We start from the raw sequence: 17,480 nt of genomic DNA on the forward strand, positions 1-17,480 counted from the left end.
GCCCGATTCCGGCGCGCATGAAGGGCCTCAACCGGGCCGAGATCTGCGACGTCAATTTCGTCGAGTTCGTGCAGGCCTGGAACGGCCGCGCCGATGCGCGTCCGGCGGCGGACGAGGCCATTCTCGACGGCAGCGCGCTGGATGCGCGCGGCTTTCGCGAGTTGTTCGAATCGCAGTTGATCAGCCGCCACCTCGATCTGATGGCGCGCGTGCTGCGGGTGCAGAACAAGGTCTTCTACACCATCGGTTCCAGCGGCCACGAAGGCAATGCGATGGTCGCGCGGCTCGCGCGCCACACCGATCCGGCGTTCCTGCATTACCGCAGCGGCGGTTTCATGGCCGAGCGTTTCCGCAAGCTGCCCGGCATGGACCCGGTGATGGATTCGGCGCTGTCGTTCGCCGCGAGCAAGGACGACCCGGCCTCGGGCGGCCGTCACAAGGTGTGGGGCAGCAAGCCGTTGTGGGTGCTGCCGCAGACCTCGACCATCGCCTCGCACCTGCCGAAAGCGCTGGGCACCGCCGTCGCCATCGAGACCGCGCGTCGCCTCGGCCACGTCATGCCGATCCCCGACGACAGCATCGCGATCTGTTCCTTCGGCGACGCCTCGGCCAATCACGCCACCGCGCAGACCGCGTTCAACGCCGCGGCCTGGACCGCGTACCAGAAGCTGCCCGCGCCGGTGCTGTTCGTGTGCGAGGACAACGGCATCGGCATCTCGGTGAAGACCCCGGGCGGCTGGATCGGCAATCGTTTCCGCACCATGGACGGGCTGGACTATTTCGCCGCCGACGGCCTCGACCTGGCCAACGGCTACGGCGATGTGCAGCGCGCGGTCGAGCATTGCCGTCGCACCCGCCGTCCGACCTTCCTGCACCTGCGCACCACCCGCATCATGGGCCACGCCGGTACCGATTTCGAAATCGAATGGCGTTCGGTCGAAGAGTTGTGCGCGGTCGAGGCCAGCGATCCGTTGCTGCGATCCGCGGCGATCGCGCTGGAATCGGGGCTGATGTCGAAGGCCGATGTGCTCGATCTGTACGAAGCCACGCGCAAGCGCTGCTTCGCCGCGGCCGAGGAGGCCGATCGCCGGCCCAAGCTCGACGATCTGGCTGAAGTGATCGCGCCGCTCGCGCCGTACACGCCCGCGGCCGTCGCGAAAGAAGCCGCGCGCGCCGATTACGCCGAGCGTCGCCTGGAAGTGTTCGGCGGCGAAGCCAAACTGCCGGAAAATCAGCCGCCGCGGCATCTGGCGATCCAGATCAACAACGCGCTGCACGATATCTTCGCCAAGTACCCCGAAACGCTGTTGTTCGGCGAAGACGTGGCCCAGAAGGGCGGCGTGTACACGGTGACCAAGGGGCTGCAGAAAGCCTTCGGCCCGCGCCGCGTGTTCAACACTTTGCTCGACGAAACCATGATCCTGGGCATGGCCCAGGGCTTCGCCAACGTCGGCCTGCTGCCGATTCCGGAAATCCAGTACCTGGCGTATTTCCACAACGCCTGCGACCAGATTCGCGGCGAAGCGGCCTCGCTGCAGTTCTTCAGCAACAACCAGTACCGCAACCCGATGGTGGTGCGCATCGCCGGATTGGGCTATCAGCGCGGCTTCGGCGGGCATTTCCACAACGACAACTCGATCACCGCGCTGCGCGATATTCCCGGCCTGGTGGTCGGTTGTCCCTCGCGCGGCGACGATGCGGCGACGATGCTGCGCACGCTCACCGCGCTGGCCAAGGTCGACGGCCGGGTGGCGGTGCTGCTGGAGCCGATCGCGTTGTACATGACCAAGGACTTGTACGAAGCCGGCGATGGTCGCTGGCTGACCCAATATCCGTCCGCCGATCAGGCGATGACGCTGGGCGAGGGACGCGCGTATCTGCCGGAAAGAGGCGGTGACGGCGACGATCTGGTCATCTTCACCTATGGCAACGGCGTGCCGATGAGCCTGCGTGCGGCCCGGCAGATCGAACAGTCCCGTGGCTGGAAAGCGCGGGTGATCGACCTGCGCTGGCTGGTGCCGCTCAACGACGCCTACATCGCGCAGCAGGCCACCAACGCCAAGCGCATCATCGTGGTCGACGAAGGCCGGCGCAGCGCCGGCGTGGGCGAGGGCGTGATCACCGCCTTGGCCGAGGCCGGATTTGGCGGCGTGCCGATGCAGCGCGTGGTCGGCGTGGACACCTACACCCCGCTGGCCGGCGCCGCGTTCCTGGTGATTCCGGGCGAGGACGACATCGTCCGCGCCGCCGACCTGCTGGCGAAGGACTGAGCCGGCCGTGTGCGGACTGGCCGGACTGCTGCGCCCGCACGCCGATCTCGATCGCGAGCATCTGCTCGCGATCGCCGCGTCGATGGGCGAGGCGATCCGCCATCGCGGCCCCGACGACGACGGCGTGTGGACCGACGCCGCGGCCGGGATCGCGCTCGCGCACCGGCGCCTGAGCATTCTCGATCTGTCGCCGCTGGGCCATCAGCCGATGGCCTCGGCCGACGAGCGCTATGTGATCGCCTACAACGGCGAGGTCTACAACTTCGCCGAGCTGCGCGACGAATTGCTCGAACTGGGCCACGCGTTTCGCGGTCACTCCGATACCGAAGTGCTGCTGGCGGCGATCGTGCAATGGGGCGTGCGCGACGCGATCGCGCGCTGCAACGGCATGTTCGCGATCGCCCTGTGGGACACCCGCGAACAGGCGCTGTGGCTGGTGCGCGACCGGGTCGGCAAGAAGCCGCTGTATTACGGCTGGGCCGGCGACACCCTGGTGTTCGGCTCCGAACTCAAGGCGTTGTGGCGGCATCCGCAGTTCGACAACGGCGTCGACCGAAACGCGCTTGCGCTGTTGCTGCGCTACGACTACGTGCCGTCGCCGTACGCGATCCATGTCGACACCTTCAAGCTGATGCCCGGCGCGCTGCTGCGACTGGATGCGGCGACGGTCGCGCGCGGCGCGGCCGCGCACGATCCGGCGCGCGACCAGCAACGTTACTGGCACGCCGGCGAGCGCATGGCCGCGGCGATCGAGCGTCCGTTCGAAGGCGACCTGGATGCGGCCGAAAGCCGGCTCGACGATCTGCTGCGCGACGCGGTGGGTCTGCGCATGGTGGCCGACGTGCCGGTCGGCGTGTTCCTGTCCGGCGGCACCGACTCGTCGGTGGTGACCGCGCTGATGCAGGCGCTCAGTCCGACGCCGGTGCAGAGCTTCACCATCGGCTTCGAAGGCTCGCACCACGACGAAGCGCCGTTGGCCTTGCAGGTGGCGCGTCATCTGGGCACCACCCACACCGAGTTGTACGTCAGCGGCGCCGATGCGCTGGCGGTGGTGCCGCGGTTGCCGGCGATGTTCGACGAACCCTTCGCCGATGCCTCGCAGGTGCCGACCGCGCTGGTCTGCAAGCTGGCGCGCGGTCTGGTCACCGTGGCCTTGTCGGGCGACGGCGGCGACGAATTGTTCTTCGGCTACAAGCGCTACGAGCGCGCGCTGCGCAATCTGAAACTGTTGCAGCGCGTACCGGCGCCGATGCGACGCTGGCTCGCGCGGCATTCGCTGCAATCGGTCGCGCGCGGCCGGGGCGAAGCCTCGCGCGCCGGCGGTTTCGCCGCCTTCGCCGCGGAAATGGGCGCACGCGGGATCGGCGATGTGTACCGCAACCGGATCGTGCGCTGGCGTTTTCCCGAAGCCGCCGTGCCCGGCGCGGTGCTGCCGCCGACCTTGTACGACCAGGCCGAGCCGCTGCAAGGGCTGGGCACGCCGGCCGACGCGATGATGCTGGCCGACTACAGCGTGTACCTGCCCGACGATCTGCTGTGCAAGGTCGATCGCGCCAGCATGGCGGTCGGCCTGGAAGCGCGCGCGCCGTTGCTGGACACCCACATCGCCGAATTCGCCTGGTCGCTGCCGCTGGCCTACAAGCGCGGCGACGGCGGCAGCAAGCACCTGCTCAAGCGCGTGCTGAAGCGCTATCTGCCCGATGCGATGGTCGATCGCGGCAAGCGCGGCTTCGGCGCGCCGGTATCGCAATGGCTGCGCGGCGATCTGCGCGACTGGGCCGACGCCTTGCTCGATCGGCAACGTCTGCGCGACGAAGGCTATTTCGATGCCGATCTGGTGCATGGCCTGTGGCGCGCGTTCCTCGACGGCGAGAAGCGCTGGCATACGCATTTGTGGAACGTGCTGATGTTCCAGGCCTGGCACGAGCACTGGCGTGGTCAGCGCGATGCGGCGGGCGAGGCGATCGGGTTGTCGTCGAGCGGCGAGGGTGGGTTGTAGCCCCGTCGAGGTCGCGCCGCTGTAGCTAACGAGTGGCGGTTCGTTTACGGATGGTCCCTGCAGGAGCTGCGCAAGCTGCGACCGCGCAGCTTCCGGATCGCTTCGTCTCTGTTTGTGGTGTCGCGGTCGCGGCTCGCGCCGCTCCTACAACGAGCGGTGTAGGTGCGTATGCCCCTGTAGGAGTTGCGCAAGCTGCGACCACGCGGCTTCCGGATCGCTTCGTTACCGTTCGCGGTGTCGCGGTCGCGGCTCGCGCCGCTCCTACGAGAGGCAGCTTGTGTACGGATGGTCCCTGTAGGAGCTGCGCAAGCTGCGACCGCGCAGCTTCCGGATCGCTCCGTCGCTGTTCGTGGTGTCGCGGTCGCGGCTCGCGCCGCTCCTACAACGAGCGGTGTAGGTGCGTATGCCCCTGTAGGAGCTGCGCAAGCTGCGACCGCGCAGCTTCCGGATCGCTTCGTCGCTGTTCGTGGTGTCGCGATCGCGGCTCGCGCCGCTCCTACAACGAGCGGTGCAGGTGCGCATGCCCCTGTAGGAGCTGCGTGAGCTGCGACCACGCAGCGTCCGGATCGCTTCGTCGCCGTTCGTGATGTCGCGGTCGCGGCTCACGCCGCTCCTGCATGAGATAAGACGCAACCAGACTCAGCGCGCCAACCCGTCCAGCAGCGGCGTTTCCACCACCGCATGCCCATCGATGCTCGCCGCGGTTTCGCCGCGTTCCAGCGGCAGCACCGCCAGCGCGAGATGGGTCGTGTCGTGATCCGCGCTCGCGGCGACCGTGCCCAGCACCGCCGCTTCGCCGCGTACTTCCGCGCCGGCGGCGACGGCCGCCGGGCTTTCGAACAACGCCAGGCCGCGCTTGGCCTTGCCGAGGAAATGCGTGCGCGCGACGATTTCCTGGCCCGGGTAGCAGCCCTTCTTGACGCTGAAGGCGCGCAGCCGTTCCAGCGAGAGCTGCTGCGGCGTCCATTGTTCGGCCTGGCTGGCCGGCAGACGCGGCAGGCCGTGGCGCAGGTCGGTCTGCGTCCACAGCGCCAGCGCGGCGGCATTTTCGGCCGCGGCCGGGCCGGCGTGGATGCGCACACTGCGCGGCGATTGCGCGCTGCCCAGGTCGATTTCGAGCCCGGACGCCTCGTCGCCGCCGATCGCGGCGTCGCGCGCCGAGGCCGGCGCGGCGAAACGTCCCTCGATCACAAGATCTTCACGCAGCCCGATCTGGACCTTGCTGCGAAACACGAACCGCTTCAAGGATTCGGCAAAGGCGGCCGCATCGGCGTCGGGCACGAGCAGCCAGATCCGCTGCTCAGACAGGCGCAGCAAGGCGAACAGCGCGATCACCCGGCCCTTGGGCGTCAGCCAGCCGTTCCATTGCCAGTGGCCGTCGGCCAGCGCCTTGACCTCGTTCATGAACTGCGAATGGGCAAAAGCGGCCGCATCGCGGCCTGCCAGGGCGATCAGTTGTTGACCGGACAGGGCGAATGCTTGTCCGTACAAGGCTTGCGGGTTGTCAGGCATGGGGGGCGGGACTTAATATTTAACGCTGTGATGATAGGCGAAACCACCCCGGAAGCACGTTCGGACCTCGCGTCCGAGAACCCGGCGACTCCCGTTACCGAAACGGGAGGCCATTCGCCTTCCGCCAAGGACGCTCCGAAAGAGCACGGTGGTCGCGAGGGTCTCGAACCGACCCGCTACGGCGATTGGGAAAAGAACGGCCGCTGCATCGACTTCTAGTCCGGCTTGCATGATGTGTCTTGTATGAGCGTGCTTTGTACGAGGCGAGTCCTGCATGAGTGTCTAGATCCGATCCCCGGTCCCGCTTTTCAACACCCCCACCCAGCGCTCCCACGCTTCCCGCCACGCGGCGCCGCCGCCCAGCCGAGATTGCCACGCTAATGGCGAACCGCGAACGACCCACGTCACCGCATCTGCAGGTATATCGCTGGCAGATACAGATGGTGACCTCGATCCTGCACCGGACCACCGGTGTAATCCTTTCCGTCGGCGCCCTGCTGATCGCCTGGGCGCTGCTCGCCCTGGCGGCCGGTCCGCAGGCCTGGGCGAGCTTCACCGCCTGCGCGCGCTCGGTCCCGGGCTTCATCGTCCTGTTCGGCTGGACCTGGGCCTTCGCCTATCACCTGATCAACGGCATCCGCCATCTGGTCCAGGACGCGGGCTACGCCTACAAGGTCGATACGTTCGTGCGCAACGGCTGGATCAGCGTCATCGGCAGCCTGGTGCTGACCGCGCTGATCTGGATCGTGGCGATGATGTCGCGAGGTGGCGCATGAGCACGACCAACAACAAGAACCTGCGCAACCCGCTCAAGACCGCGCGCGGCCTGGGTTCGGCGAAGGACGGCACCCACCACTTCATCGTCCAGCGCGTCACCGCGATCGCGTTGATCGGCCTGACCGTGTACGTGCTGGGCCTGATCGTGTCGTGGATCGGCGGCGACTACGCCAGCGTGCGCGCCTCGGTGCATACCCCGTTCAACGCCGTGCTGCTGAGCGCGTTCGTGGTCGCGATGTTCTGGCACGCCAAGCTCGGCCTGCAGGTGATCATCGAGGATTACGTGCATACCCCGATTCTGGCGGCCGCATCGCAGATCGCCGTCGTTTTCGTTTGCGTAATCGCGGCCCTGGCCAGCGTGCTCGCCATCATCCGCATCGCGTTGGGAGCCTGAGTCGTGGCCTCTGCCTACAAGATTCAAGAACACAAGTTCGACATGATCGTGGTCGGCGCCGGCGGCGCCGGTCTGCGCGCCACCTTCGGCCTGGCCCAGAAGGGCCTGAAGACCGCCTGCATCACCAAGGTGTTTCCGACCCGTTCGCACACCGTCGCCGCGCAAGGCGGCATCTCCGCCGCGCTGGGCAACATGGGCGAGGACGACTGGCGTTATCACTTCTTCGATACCGTCAAGGGTTCGGACTGGCTGGGCGACCAGGACGCGATCGAGTACATGTGCAAGGAGGCCATCCCGGCCATCATCGAACTCGAACACCAGGGCGTGCCGTTCTCGCGCACCGACGAGGGCAAGATCTATCAGCGCCCGTTCGGCGGCATGACCACCAAGTACGGCGAAGGCCCGCCGGCGCAGCGCACCTGCGCCGCCGCCGACCGCACCGGCCACGCGATCCTGCACACGCTGTACCAGCAGTCGCTGGCGCACGACGCGCAGTTCTTCATCGAATACTTCGCCCTCGACCTAATCATGGACGAGACCGGCGCCTGCCGCGGCGTGCTCGCGCTCGACATGGCCGAAGGCACGCTGCACCTGTTCCGCGCCCAGGGCACGGTGCTGGCGACCGGCGGCTACGGCCGCGCCTATTTCTCCGCGACCTCGGCCCACACCTGCACCGGCGACGGCGGCGGCATGGCGCTGCGCGCGGGCCTGGGCCTGCAGGACATGGAGTTCGTGCAGTTCCACCCGACCGGCATCTACGGCGCCGGCTGCCTGATCACCGAAGGCGTGCGAGGCGAGGGCGGCATCCTGCGCAACAGCAACGGCGAGCGCTTCATGGAGCGCTACGCTCCGAGCGTGAAGGACCTCGCCCCGCGCGACATGGTCAGCCGTTCGATGACCATCGAAATCCGCGAAGGCCGCGGCGTGGGCGAGCACAAGGATCACATCCTGCTCGACCTGACCCATCTGGGCCCGGAAGTGATCCACGAAAAACTCCCCGGCATCGCCGAGTCGGCGCGCATCTTCGCCAACGTCGACGTCGAGAAGGAGCCGATCCCGGTGATCCCGACCGTCCACTACAACATGGGCGGCATTCCGACCAACTACCACGGCGAAGTCGTGCAGTTGAAGAACGGCAATCCCGACGCGGTGGTCGAAGGCCTGTACGCGATCGGCGAAGCGGCCTGCGTGTCGGTGCATGGCGCCAACCGCCTGGGTTCGAACTCGCTGCTCGACCTGGTCGTGTTCGGTCGCGCGGTGGCCAACCGCTGCGCCGAGACGATCAAGCCAGGCGGCCCGCACGCCAAGTTGCCGGCCGATGCCTGCGACGCGGCGCTCGCGCGCCTGGACAAGCTGCGCAACGCCAGCGGCAGCACGCCGACCTCGGTGATCCGCGACAAGATGCAGCGCACCATGCAGGCCGACGCGGCGGTGTTCCGCACCGGCGAGACCCTGAGCGACGGCGTGCGCAAGATGCGCGAGATCCATGCGATGTTCGCCGACGTCAAGGTCAGCGACCGCTCGCTGATCTGGAACTCGGACCTGATCGAGACCTACGAGCTGTCGAACCTGCTCGCGCAGGCGCTGGCGACGATCGTCTCGGCCGAGAACCGCACCGAGTCGCGCGGCGCGCATGCGCGCGAGGATTTCCCGACGCGCAACGACGACGAATGGCAGAAGCACACCCTGTGCTATGTCGACGAGAAGGGCGCCACCAGCATCGACTACCGTCCGGTGCACAACTACACCCTGACCGACGACGTGGCCTACGTGCCGCCTAAAGAACGCAAGTACTGATCTTTCGATCATGGCGCGCGGTTTGCCGCGCGCCGGCAACGAACCCACTTCAGTACGACGCAAGCCGAGAGATCGCCAGCATGGCTGAATTCGCCCTACCCAAGAACTCCCAGATCCAGAAGGGCCGCCACTGGCCGACCCCGGGCGCCAAGCAGCCGCGCACCTTCAAGGTCTACCGCTGGAACCCCGACGACGGCATGAACCCGCGCGTGGACACCTACGAGGTGGATCTGGCGGCCTGCGGTCCGATGGTTCTCGACGCCTTGATCAAGATCAAGAACGAGATCGACCCCACGCTCACGTTCCGTCGTTCCTGCCGCGAAGGCATCTGCGGTTCGTGCGCGATGAACATCGACGGCACCAACACCCTGGCGTGCACCCGCGCGATCGCCGATTGCGGCGACGCCAAGAACGACGTGCCGGTGTATCCGTTGCCGAGCATGCAGGTGGTCAAGGACCTGGTCCCCGACCTGACCCACTTCTACGCCCAGTACGCCTCGATCAAGCCGTGGCTGCGCACCCAGAGCGCGACCCCGTCCGACCGCGAGCGCCTGCAGTCGCCGGCGGATCGCAAGAAGCTCGACGGCCTGTACGAATGCATCCTGTGCGCGTGCTGCTCGACCAGCTGCCCGAGCTACTGGTGGAACGGCGACCGCTACCTCGGCCCGGCGATCCTGCTGCAGGCCTACCGCTGGATCATCGATTCGCGCGATGAAGACACCGGCGCGCGCCTGGACGATCTGGAAGACCCGTTCAAGCTGTACCGCTGCCACACCATCATGAATTGCGCCCGCACCTGTCCGAAGGGGCTGAACCCGGCGCAGGCGATCGGCGAGATCAAGAAGCTGATGCTGGCACGGCGGGTCTGATCCAGACCTCGCGCTACCGTCGTGGCCTCCCGCGTGGAGGCTTCGGCGGGCGAGCGAGCGCGGAGGTTTCGCGCAGCGCGGGCCTTGCGAATCGATTGCGTCGCCATGGAGAGGTGAAACCGGTCGCATGAACAAGAAATCCTTGCTGCTCGTGCTGGCCGGCCTGCTGGTGTTCGTGGCCGGCGCCTGGCTGAAATTCTCCGCTGGCCCGGCCGACGTGGACATCGCCGTGGTCGAAAAATGCCGCGCGCAAATGGACAAGCGCGGCAGCGATGCGGCCCTGCGCGACAAGTGCGAGGAAGCCGCGTTCGCGCATATGATCATCGCGACCGACGCGGCCGGCGCGGCGCGGGCGATCAGCGCGGCGAACGAGAACGAAATCGGCGGCGAGGCTCTGGCGATGTTCCTGCTGGGCCTTGGCGCCGTGTTGACGATCGGCGGTGTGTTGGTGGGGCGTCGGCGCGGCTGAGGCCGGCGCGAGTACGCCTGGCCGCCGGCCGCGCAAGGCATGCGCGGCGTCATCGGCGCTCGCGGCGCCGTATCGGCAGTCGAACCGCCGCGCCAGTGCGCGGCCTGCTCAGGAGCGAGGCGATCGATGGACTCGAAAGCGATTTTCCTTCCCGCGCTGGCGATGGTCGCGTTGACCCTGGTCGTGTGGCTGCGCATGTACGTGGTCCGCATCGGCCAGATGCGCCGCGACCGCATCCATCCGCAGGCGGTGGCGACCTCGGCCCAGGTCAGCGCGCGGCTGACCCAGAGCAGTGCGGCCGACAATTTCCGCAATCTGTTCGAACTGCCGGTGCTGTTCTACATGGGCTTGACCGTGGCCGCGGTCGCCGGTCTGGCCGATGCGGCGACGCTCGGCTTGGCCTGGCTGTTCGTGATCACGCGCGTCGTCCACAGCGCGATCCAGTGCAGCTACAACAAGGTCATGCATCGTTTCTTCGCCTACACCAGCGGCGCGTTCGCGCTGTGGGCGCTGTGGATTCGTCTTGGAATAGGATTGCTCGCATGATGGGCTCGCTTCGAAATCCACTGCGGCCGTCGTTGCCGCTTCGCGTCTGCGCCGCGCTGGCGCTGCTGGTGTTGAGTGCCGGCGCGGGCGCGCGACCGGCCGAGGAGGAGGCCGCGCCCGCCGCGGCGCCCGTGTCGGACAAGGCGATCGCGCACGCGCGCAGCCTGCTCGACACCATGGGCTTCGAGGACGTGCTGCGGCAGATGATGGTGCTGGTCAACGACCAGACCCTGCCGGAAGAGCCGCGCGAAGACGGCGACAAGGCCCTGCTGCAGCGCTGGATGGCGGCGACGCGCTTGCAGCCGGTCGCGGCGCAGACCGCGCAACGCCTGGCCGGGCGCGCCGGTGCCGAGCAGATCGACGAAGCCCTGGCCTATTTCCGCAGCCCCGCCGGCCAGACCGAATTGAGCTGCGTGCGCGATTCCGCCGCTACGCCGGCGGTGTCGGCCTGCATCGAACAGCGCGGCGGCAAGGCGCAACTGCAGGCGCATCGGGCCTTCGCTGAAAGCGCAATCGAGGACACGATCGGCGACGTGCTCGGCGATTCGTTCGGTCCCGAACTGTTCGCCGCCGCGTCCGCGGCGCTCGATGGCGATGCCGCGCTCAAGCGCGACGTGGCGCGGTACTGCAAGCGTCGGCCCACCGGCCTGTGCGCGATGGTCGGCGCCGCGCCGGCCGAGGGCGGCTCATGAGCGAACAATTGTCGGCCGAGCAACGCGACGAAATCGAACTGCGCCGCCTGCGCTGGCGCTGCCGGCGCGGCATGCGCGAACTCGATCAACTGCTCGGCCGTTACCTGGACCGCGAATGGAAGCAGGCTTCCGAAGCGCAGCGCGGGGTTTTCCTACGGTTGCTGGAAACCGAGGACGATAAGCTCTGGCACTGGTTCATGGGCCACGAGACTTCCGGCGATGCGCAGCTTCAGCAATTGGTTGAGTCGATTCGCCAACTGCCGCCTTGAGCCGCAGTTACCGCAAGGTCGCTGCAGTAAGCGGCAGTTGCAGGACGACGGTTTCAAACTGCGGGTGTCGGCAGTCCGCGGCAATGCGCCGTCGTCGCCCAAGCCAGGCGAATCTCTCCGCGGCCACGCCGCCGCCGACTGCGAGCTGCAATGGCGGCCCTCGCGCTGGCTCGCGCTTGCATTGATCCTCCTGGGCGCGCTCGGCGGCGTTTCGGCGTGGGTGTCAGAACTGCCGCAGTCGCTGTCCTTGCCGATCGCCGGGCTCGCGCTGCTCTGGGCGATCGTCGGCGCCCGACGGGAATTGCGGTGTCCGGCGCGACTCTTGGTGATCCGCGGCGGCCGCGCCACGCTGGCCGGCGAGGCGATCGCGGACCTGCGCCTGCACTGGCGCGGCTGGCTGGCCCGGCTCGATTTCACCGGCCCCGACGGCCGCCGGCAGCGGCTGCTGTGGTGGCCCGACACCCTGGACGCGGCCGCTCGCCGTGAACTGCGGCTGGCCGTCGCGGTCACAGCCCCTGCGCGCGATACGCGTTCGGTGGCACCATGAGACGAGGCCGGGATTCGGGATTGGAGATTCGGGATTCGCGCAAAGCGAACCCACTTCCGACCGATCCGCCAACCCTTCCCGACACAGGCTCAAGACGATGAACCCGATCCCGAATCCCGAATCCCGAGTCCCGGCTCCATAATGTTCAAACCCATTTCAGTCGCCATCGGCCTGCGCTACCTGCGCGCCAAACGGCGCAACGGCTTCATCTCCTTCATCTCGCTGGCCTCGATCGGCGGCATCGCCTTGGGCGTGACCGCGCTGATCACGACCCTGGCGGTCATGAGCGGGTTCCAGCGCGAGATCCGCGACCGCATGCTGCAGATGGCCGCGCATGCCACGGTCAGCGCCTACGGCGAACCGATGACCGAATGGCGGGTCGCGGTCGACAAGGCCATGGCCGATCCGCGCGTCGCCGGCGCCGCGCCCTACGTCGACAAGGAAGCGCTGCTGTCGGCCACGCGCCAGCAACCGGCGATCGTGCGCGGCGTCGATCCGGTCGAAGACCACAAGGTCTCGGTGCTCGCCGACAAGATGGTCGAGGGCAAGCTGAGCTCGCTCACGCCCGGCAGTTTCAACATCGTGCTCGGCAAGGAACTCGCCTTGTGGATGGGCGCGCAGGTCGGCGACAGCGTGGTGGTGATGACCGCCGACGGCCGCAGCACGCCGATGGGCGCGATGCCGCAGCTCAAGCGCTTCACCGTCAGCGGCATCTTCGAAGCCGGCTACAACGAATTCGACAAGGGCCTGGCGGTGGTCAACATCCGCGACATGCAGCGGGTGTTGCGCATGGGCGACGGCGTGACCGGCGTGCGCCTGCGCCTGCACGACATGGATCAGGCCTGGAACGTGGCGCGCGATCTGGCGCTGAGCCTCGGCGGGCCGTACCGGGTCACCGACTGGAGCAGCGACAACGCCAACATGTTCCGCGCTTTGAAGATGGAGAAGGTGGTGATGGCGGTGCTGCTGTCGCTGATCATCGCGATGGGCGCGTTCAACCTGGTGTCCTCGCAGGTGATGCTGGTCACCGACAAGCAGGCCGACATCGCGATCCAGCGCACGCTCGGTCTGACCCCGATGAGCGTGATGGCCGTGTTCGTCGTGCAGGGCACCTTGATCGGCGTCATCGGCACCGTGCTGGGCGTCATCGGCGGCATCACCCTGACCTTGAACCTGGAACACATCCTCAAGGCCATCGAGACCGTGCTCGGCGTGCAACTGCTGCCCGAGGACGTCTACTACATCACCGGCCTGCCGACCGACCTGCGCAGCAGCGACGTGATCGTCATCGCCTGCGTGGCGCTGGCGATGGCGTTCCTGGCCACCATCTATCCCGCCTGGCGCGCCGCGCGTACGGCTCCGGCGGAGGCGTTGCGTTATGAGTGAGGCTCACAAGTCGAACATGGAACAGCGCGATCCGGCCATACACGGCGCCGACGATGTGGTGTTGAGCTGCACCGGCCTGACCATGATCTATTCGGAAGGCAAGCTGCGCACGCCGGTGTTCGACGGGCTCGACTTCTCGGTCAAGCGCGGCGAGACCGTGGCGATCCTCGGCGCTTCGGGCGCAGGTAAAAGCACCTTGCTGCACCTGCTCGGCGGCCTGGACACGCCGACCAAGGGCGAGGTCTATGTCGATGGTCATCGCATGAGCGCGCTGTCGAATCGGGCTCGCGGCATCGTGCGCAACAAGTCCTTGGGCTTCGTCTATCAGTTCCACCATCTGCTGCCGGAGTTCACCGCGCTGGAAAACGTGATGCTGCCGATCCTGTTGAGCGGACGCTCGATGCAGCTGCGGCAAGTGCTCTCGGGCGGCAGCCTGGTGTTCGGCCTGGCCCATTTCCTTTTCGTGGATATACCGCTGGCGATATTTCATTCGGTGGTCGATGAGATGTTCCAGGCGCCGTCGGTGGCGGAGGCGCGCGAGCGCGCGACCGTGTTGCTGGAATCGGTCGGGCTGGGGCATCGGCTGCACCACAAGCCCGGCGAATTGTCCGGCGGCGAGCGCCAGCGCGCCGCGGTGGCGCGCGCGCTGATCAATCGCCCGGCCTGCGTGCTCGGCGACGAACCCACCGGCAATCTCGACGAAAAAACCGCCGCGACCGTGTTCGAGCTGATGCTCGCGCTCAATCGCGAGCAGGGCACCAGCCTGGTGCTGGTGACCCACGACCGCCGCCTCGCGCGGCGCCTGGACCGCGTGCTGGAATTGCACGAAGGCAAACTGCGGCAACTGGACGCCGCCGAGGTGTAGACATGTTCGACGCGGCAAGGACGCCGCCCTTCGGAAAACTCATCGCGATCGCATTGTTGGCCGGCATCGGTGCCGGCCTAGCCTTGCCGCGTGCCTGCCCGTGGGGACTTTCGTTACCGATTCTGATTCTGGCGGCGCTCATGTGGTGGCGCTCGCCGCGTTGGCGGGTGATCGCCGCGGCCGGGTTCGGCTTCGCCCTGGTCAGCCTGCACGCGGCCTATGCGCTGAGCCTGCAACTGCCGCCCGACTGGGAAAAGCGCGACGTCGTGGTGACCGGCCGCATCGTCGAGTTGCCAGTGCATGAGCCGCGCCGCACGCGTTTCGAATTCCGCGTCGACGACGATGCCGCGCAACCGCCGCCGCTGCGCGGACGTCTGCTGCGGCTGGCCTGGTACGACGAGCGCATCGAACCGCGGCAGGTGCTCGCCGCCGGCCAGCGTTGGCGACTCACGGCGCGAGTGCGCGCGCCGCGCGGCCTGCGCAATCCGGGCGGACCGGATGCGGAAAAATACGCGCTGATGCAGCGGCTCAGCGCGACCGGTTATCTGCGCGATCCTGAAAATGCCCAACGCCTGGCCGAAGCCCGCGGCCTGCAGGCGTGGCGCGAATCGATCAGCGATCGCATCGCCGCACGGGTGAACTCGGATGCGTCGCGCTTCGTGCGCGCACTCGCGCTGGGCGACACGCGCGCGCTCGGCGAACGCGACTGGAGCGTGTTGCGCGCGAACGGGTTGACCCATCTAATCGCGATCTCGGGGTTTCATGTCGGGCTGGTGGCGGGATTCTTCGCCTTGTTCGTGCGTGGGGCGTGGTGGCTGTGGCCGGGGTTGGGGCGGTGGGTGCCGGCAGCGGTGGCGGCTTCGGTCGCGGCGATGCTTGGCGGTTTGTTGTATGCCGCTTCGGTTGGTTTCGCCCTGCCGACCGTGCGCACCTGGCTGATGATCGCGGTGATCGCCGGGCTGCGTCTGTCGCGGCGGCCTTTTCATGCCTTCGACGCGCTGGCGCTGGCGGCGATCGCGGTCTTGCTCGCCGATCCGCTGGCGGTGCTCGGGGCCGGGTTCTGGCTGAGTTTCCTCGGCGTGGCCTGGCTGTTGTGGTGTCTGCCCGATCAGGCCGATACCCGCGGTTGGCGCGAACGGCTGCGCGCGTTCGTGTCGGCGCAGGGCGTCGCCAGCCTGGGGCTGTTGCCGCTGGGCGTGCTGCTGTTCGGCCAGGCCTCGCTGGCGGGGCCGTTCGCGAACCTGATCGCGGTGCCGTGGTGGAGTCTGCTGGTGGTGCCGCTGGCGTTGATCGGCACCGGGCTGGAGGCGGTCCACGCCGGCGCCGGCGAATTCGCCTGGCGCTGGGCCGCGGCCTGTTTCGAACCGGGCTGGCCGTGGTTCGAAGCGCTGGCCGACAGCGGCCTGGCCTTGTGGTGGTTGCCCGAAGCGCGCTGGTTCGCCTTGCCGCTGGCGCTGGTCGGCGCGTTCTGGTTGCTGCTGCCGCGCGGCGTGCCGGGCAAGGCGCTGGCCGCGCTGTTGTGGCTGCCGTTGCTGTGGCCCGATCGCCATTTGCCCGCGCACGGCGAGGCCGAGCTGGTGGTGGTCGACGTGGGGCAGGGCTTGTCGGTGCTGGTGCGTACCGCGCATCACGCCTTGCTGTTCGACGCCGGGCCGGCGGTGCGTGACGGCTTCGACGCCGGCGAACGCGCGGTGGTGCCGGCTTTGCATGCCCTGGGCGTGCGCAGGCTCGATCGCGCGGTCGCCAGCCATGCCGACAACGACCACGCCGGCGGCCTGGCCGCGGTGTTGCGATCGTTTCCTGCGCACGAGGTGTCGGCCCCGGCGCAGGTCGAAGGCGAGGCGCTGCAACACATCGCGACCCGGCCCTGCGAGGCCGGCCGCAGTTGGACCTGGGACGGCGTGCGCCTGCGCTGGTTGCATCCGCCGCGGCATTTTCCCTATCTGGGCAACGAGTCGAGCTGCGTGCTGCGGATCGACAGCCGCCACGGTTCGGCGCTGCTGACCGGCGACATCGGCGAGGTGATCGAACGCGACCTGGTCCGTCGCGCCGCGGTTTCGGCCGAAGACGACCTGCGCGCCGACGTGGTGCTGGTGGCCCATCACGGCAGCGGCGGTTCGTCCGATCCGGCCTTCGTCCAGGCCACCGGCGCCCGCCATGCGCTGGTGTCCAGCGGACACGGCAACCGTTTCGGCCATCCACGCGCGGACGTGCTCGAACGCTGGCGCCGCGCCGGCGCGCAAACCCGCGACACCGCGGCCGATGGCGCGCTGCGGGTCGGCCTGCGCGCCGGCGGCACCACGGTCGAAACGCGACGCCAGGCACACCCGCGTCTGTGGGATGCGACCCGGCGCACGGACCCTGGGCTATCCTATCGGCCGGATTGAAGTCGGCCACAGGCCGGAGGTTCGCGAGTGCTGGAACTGGTCAAGGCCGGCGGTTGGCCGATGATTCCGTTGTTGATCCTGTCGGCGCTGGCGCTGGCGATCATCATCGAGCGGCTGTGGACCCTGCGCCGGCGCGCCGTATTGCCGCCGCAGCTGGGCCAGGAAGTGCGGGCCTGGGCGGCGACCGGAAAGCTCGACCCGGCGCACATCGAGTCCCTGCGCGCGACCGCGCCGCTGGGCGCGCTGCTGGCTGCCGCGCTGGACGTGCGCAACCGTCCGCGCGAGGAAATCCGCGAACGCATCGAGGACGTGGGCCGGCATCTGGTCCACCGCATGGAGCGTTACCTGAACACGCTCGGCACCATCGCCGCCGCAGGTCCCCTGCTGGGCCTGTTCGGCACCGTGGTCGGCATGATCCAGATGTTCATGGTTATCAACGATCACGGCATCGGCGACGTCAACCAGCTCGCCGGCGGCATCGGCAAGGCGCTGGTCTGCACCGCGACCGGCATGATCGTGGCGATCCCGGCGCTGATGGCGCACCGCTGGTTCCGCGGTCGCATCTCCGAATACATCGTCGCGATGGAGCACGAGGCCATCGCCCTGATCGACGTGTTGACCCCGGGCACCGCCGAAGCGCGCCAGGCCGAAGCGGCGCGCGCGCCGGTGCGGCTGGCCGGTCAGGCCGGCTGAGGCGCGCT

17 protein-coding genes are annotated in these 17,480 nt (G+C 68.0%); 16 read left to right on the forward strand and 1 reads right to left on the reverse strand.

Going from position 1 to position 17,480, the window contains the following annotated elements:
• Positions 1-17 precede the first annotated feature (17 nt).
• Together KME82_RS09910 and asnB are read left to right on the forward strand one after the other, a co-directional pair.
• Complete coding sequence (locus tag KME82_RS09910) at positions 18-2,270, forward strand: thiamine pyrophosphate-dependent enzyme (RefSeq protein ID WP_252255786.1); 2,253 nt, start codon at positions 18-20, stop codon at positions 2,268-2,270.
• Positions 2,271-2,277: 7 nt separating this feature from the next.
• Positions 2,278-4,269 carry an asparagine synthase (glutamine-hydrolyzing) gene (gene asnB, locus KME82_RS09915; RefSeq protein ID WP_215498354.1) on the forward strand — a complete coding sequence of 664 codons (1,992 nt, stop codon included), beginning with the start codon at positions 2,278-2,280 and terminating at the stop codon, positions 4,267-4,269.
• 639 nt (positions 4,270-4,908) lie between these two features.
• On the opposite strand, the gene KME82_RS09920 is transcribed toward asnB, so the two are convergent.
• A complete protein-coding gene (locus KME82_RS09920) occupies positions 4,909-5,781 on the reverse strand; it encodes a YgfZ/GcvT domain-containing protein (RefSeq protein ID WP_252255682.1) in 873 nt (290 codons plus the stop codon).
• Between the two features lie 30 nt (positions 5,782-5,811).
• Between KME82_RS09920 and KME82_RS09925 the strand changes: the two genes are divergently transcribed.
• The 14 genes from KME82_RS09925 to KME82_RS09990 all read left to right on the forward strand — a co-directional run bounded on the left by KME82_RS09925 (position 5,812) and on the right by KME82_RS09990 (position 17,472).
• Complete coding sequence (locus KME82_RS09925) at positions 5,812-6,000, forward strand: DUF1674 domain-containing protein (RefSeq protein WP_082124256.1); 189 nt, start codon at positions 5,812-5,814, stop codon at positions 5,998-6,000.
• Positions 6,001-6,161: 161 nt separating this feature from the next.
• Complete coding sequence (gene sdhC / locus KME82_RS09930) at positions 6,162-6,557, forward strand: succinate dehydrogenase, cytochrome b556 subunit (RefSeq protein WP_215498355.1); 396 nt, start codon at positions 6,162-6,164, stop codon at positions 6,555-6,557.
• Positions 6,554-6,952: a succinate dehydrogenase, hydrophobic membrane anchor protein gene (gene sdhD, locus KME82_RS09935; RefSeq protein ID WP_215498356.1), complete on the forward strand. Its 399-nt coding sequence runs from the start codon at positions 6,554-6,556 to the stop codon at positions 6,950-6,952. The genes sdhC and sdhD overlap by 4 nt, the downstream gene beginning before the upstream one ends.
• A gap of 42 nt (positions 6,953-6,994) precedes the next feature.
• A complete protein-coding gene (sdhA, locus tag KME82_RS09940; RefSeq protein WP_252255788.1) occupies positions 6,995-8,749 on the forward strand; it encodes a succinate dehydrogenase flavoprotein subunit in 1,755 nt (584 codons plus the stop codon).
• A gap of 80 nt (positions 8,750-8,829) precedes the next feature.
• Entirely contained in the window at positions 8,830-9,618 is a 789-nt protein-coding gene (locus KME82_RS09945) for a succinate dehydrogenase iron-sulfur subunit (protein ID WP_215498358.1), read from the forward strand.
• A gap of 142 nt (positions 9,619-9,760) precedes the next feature.
• Positions 9,761-10,087, forward strand: a complete 327-nt coding sequence (locus KME82_RS09950; protein WP_215498359.1) for a hypothetical protein — start codon at positions 9,761-9,763, stop codon at positions 10,085-10,087.
• 126 nt (positions 10,088-10,213) lie between these two features.
• Entirely contained in the window at positions 10,214-10,633 is a 420-nt protein-coding gene (locus tag KME82_RS09955) for an MAPEG family protein (RefSeq protein WP_215498360.1), read from the forward strand.
• Positions 10,630-11,325, forward strand: coding sequence for a hypothetical protein (locus KME82_RS09960; RefSeq protein WP_215498361.1), 696 nt, complete (start codon positions 10,630-10,632; stop codon positions 11,323-11,325). Before KME82_RS09955 ends, KME82_RS09960 begins: the two co-directional genes overlap by 4 nt.
• Complete coding sequence (locus KME82_RS09965) at positions 11,322-11,594, forward strand: succinate dehydrogenase assembly factor 2 (RefSeq protein WP_215498362.1); 273 nt, start codon at positions 11,322-11,324, stop codon at positions 11,592-11,594. Before KME82_RS09960 ends, KME82_RS09965 begins: the two co-directional genes overlap by 4 nt.
• On the forward strand, positions 11,545-12,141 hold the full coding sequence (locus KME82_RS09970; RefSeq protein WP_252255684.1) for a hypothetical protein: 597 nt from the start codon (positions 11,545-11,547) through the stop codon (positions 12,139-12,141). Before KME82_RS09965 ends, KME82_RS09970 begins: the two co-directional genes overlap by 50 nt.
• A gap of 141 nt (positions 12,142-12,282) precedes the next feature.
• Entirely contained in the window at positions 12,283-13,527 is a 1,245-nt protein-coding gene (locus KME82_RS09975) for a lipoprotein-releasing ABC transporter permease subunit (RefSeq protein WP_215498363.1), read from the forward strand.
• Positions 13,528-13,609: 82 nt separating this feature from the next.
• Positions 13,610-14,392: an ATP-binding cassette domain-containing protein gene (locus KME82_RS09980; protein ID WP_096418291.1), complete on the forward strand. Its 783-nt coding sequence runs from the start codon at positions 13,610-13,612 to the stop codon at positions 14,390-14,392.
• Positions 14,393-14,394: 2 nt separating this feature from the next.
• The gene (locus KME82_RS09985; protein WP_215498364.1) at positions 14,395-16,779 is read left to right on the forward strand and encodes a DNA internalization-related competence protein ComEC/Rec2; all 2,385 of its coding nucleotides are present in this window, start codon (positions 14,395-14,397) and stop codon (positions 16,777-16,779) included.
• A 27-nt stretch (positions 16,780-16,806) separates the two neighbouring features.
• A complete protein-coding gene (locus KME82_RS09990; protein ID WP_036109612.1) occupies positions 16,807-17,472 on the forward strand; it encodes a MotA/TolQ/ExbB proton channel family protein in 666 nt (221 codons plus the stop codon).
• The last annotated feature ends 8 nt before the right edge of the window (positions 17,473-17,480 follow it).

The organism is Lysobacter capsici (genome assembly GCF_018732085.1).
Classification (GTDB): domain Bacteria; phylum Pseudomonadota; class Gammaproteobacteria; order Xanthomonadales; family Xanthomonadaceae; genus Lysobacter; species Lysobacter capsici_A.

Coding starts and splice junctions, on each gene's coding strand:
- KME82_RS09910 (WP_252255786.1), top strand. CDS start 18: ATGAAGGGCCTCAACCGGGCCGAGATCTGCGACGTCAATTTCGTCGAG.
- KME82_RS09920 (WP_252255682.1), bottom strand. CDS start 5,781: ATGCCTGACAACCCGCAAGCCTTGTACGGACAAGCATTCGCCCTGTCC.
- KME82_RS09925 (WP_082124256.1), top strand. CDS start 5,812: ATGATAGGCGAAACCACCCCGGAAGCACGTTCGGACCTCGCGTCCGAG.
- sdhC (WP_215498355.1), top strand. CDS start 6,162: ATGGCGAACCGCGAACGACCCACGTCACCGCATCTGCAGGTATATCGC.
- sdhD (WP_215498356.1), top strand. CDS start 6,554: ATGAGCACGACCAACAACAAGAACCTGCGCAACCCGCTCAAGACCGCG.
- sdhA (WP_252255788.1), top strand. CDS start 6,995: ATGATCGTGGTCGGCGCCGGCGGCGCCGGTCTGCGCGCCACCTTCGGC.
- KME82_RS09945 (WP_215498358.1), top strand. CDS start 8,830: ATGGCTGAATTCGCCCTACCCAAGAACTCCCAGATCCAGAAGGGCCGC.
- KME82_RS09955 (WP_215498360.1), top strand. CDS start 10,214: ATGGACTCGAAAGCGATTTTCCTTCCCGCGCTGGCGATGGTCGCGTTG.
- KME82_RS09960 (WP_215498361.1), top strand. CDS start 10,630: ATGATGGGCTCGCTTCGAAATCCACTGCGGCCGTCGTTGCCGCTTCGC.
- KME82_RS09965 (WP_215498362.1), top strand. CDS start 11,322: ATGAGCGAACAATTGTCGGCCGAGCAACGCGACGAAATCGAACTGCGC.
- KME82_RS09970 (WP_252255684.1), top strand. CDS start 11,545: ATGCGCAGCTTCAGCAATTGGTTGAGTCGATTCGCCAACTGCCGCCTT.
- KME82_RS09975 (WP_215498363.1), top strand. CDS start 12,283: ATGTTCAAACCCATTTCAGTCGCCATCGGCCTGCGCTACCTGCGCGCC.
- KME82_RS09980 (WP_096418291.1), top strand. CDS start 13,610: ATGATCTATTCGGAAGGCAAGCTGCGCACGCCGGTGTTCGACGGGCTC.
- KME82_RS09985 (WP_215498364.1), top strand. CDS start 14,395: ATGTTCGACGCGGCAAGGACGCCGCCCTTCGGAAAACTCATCGCGATC.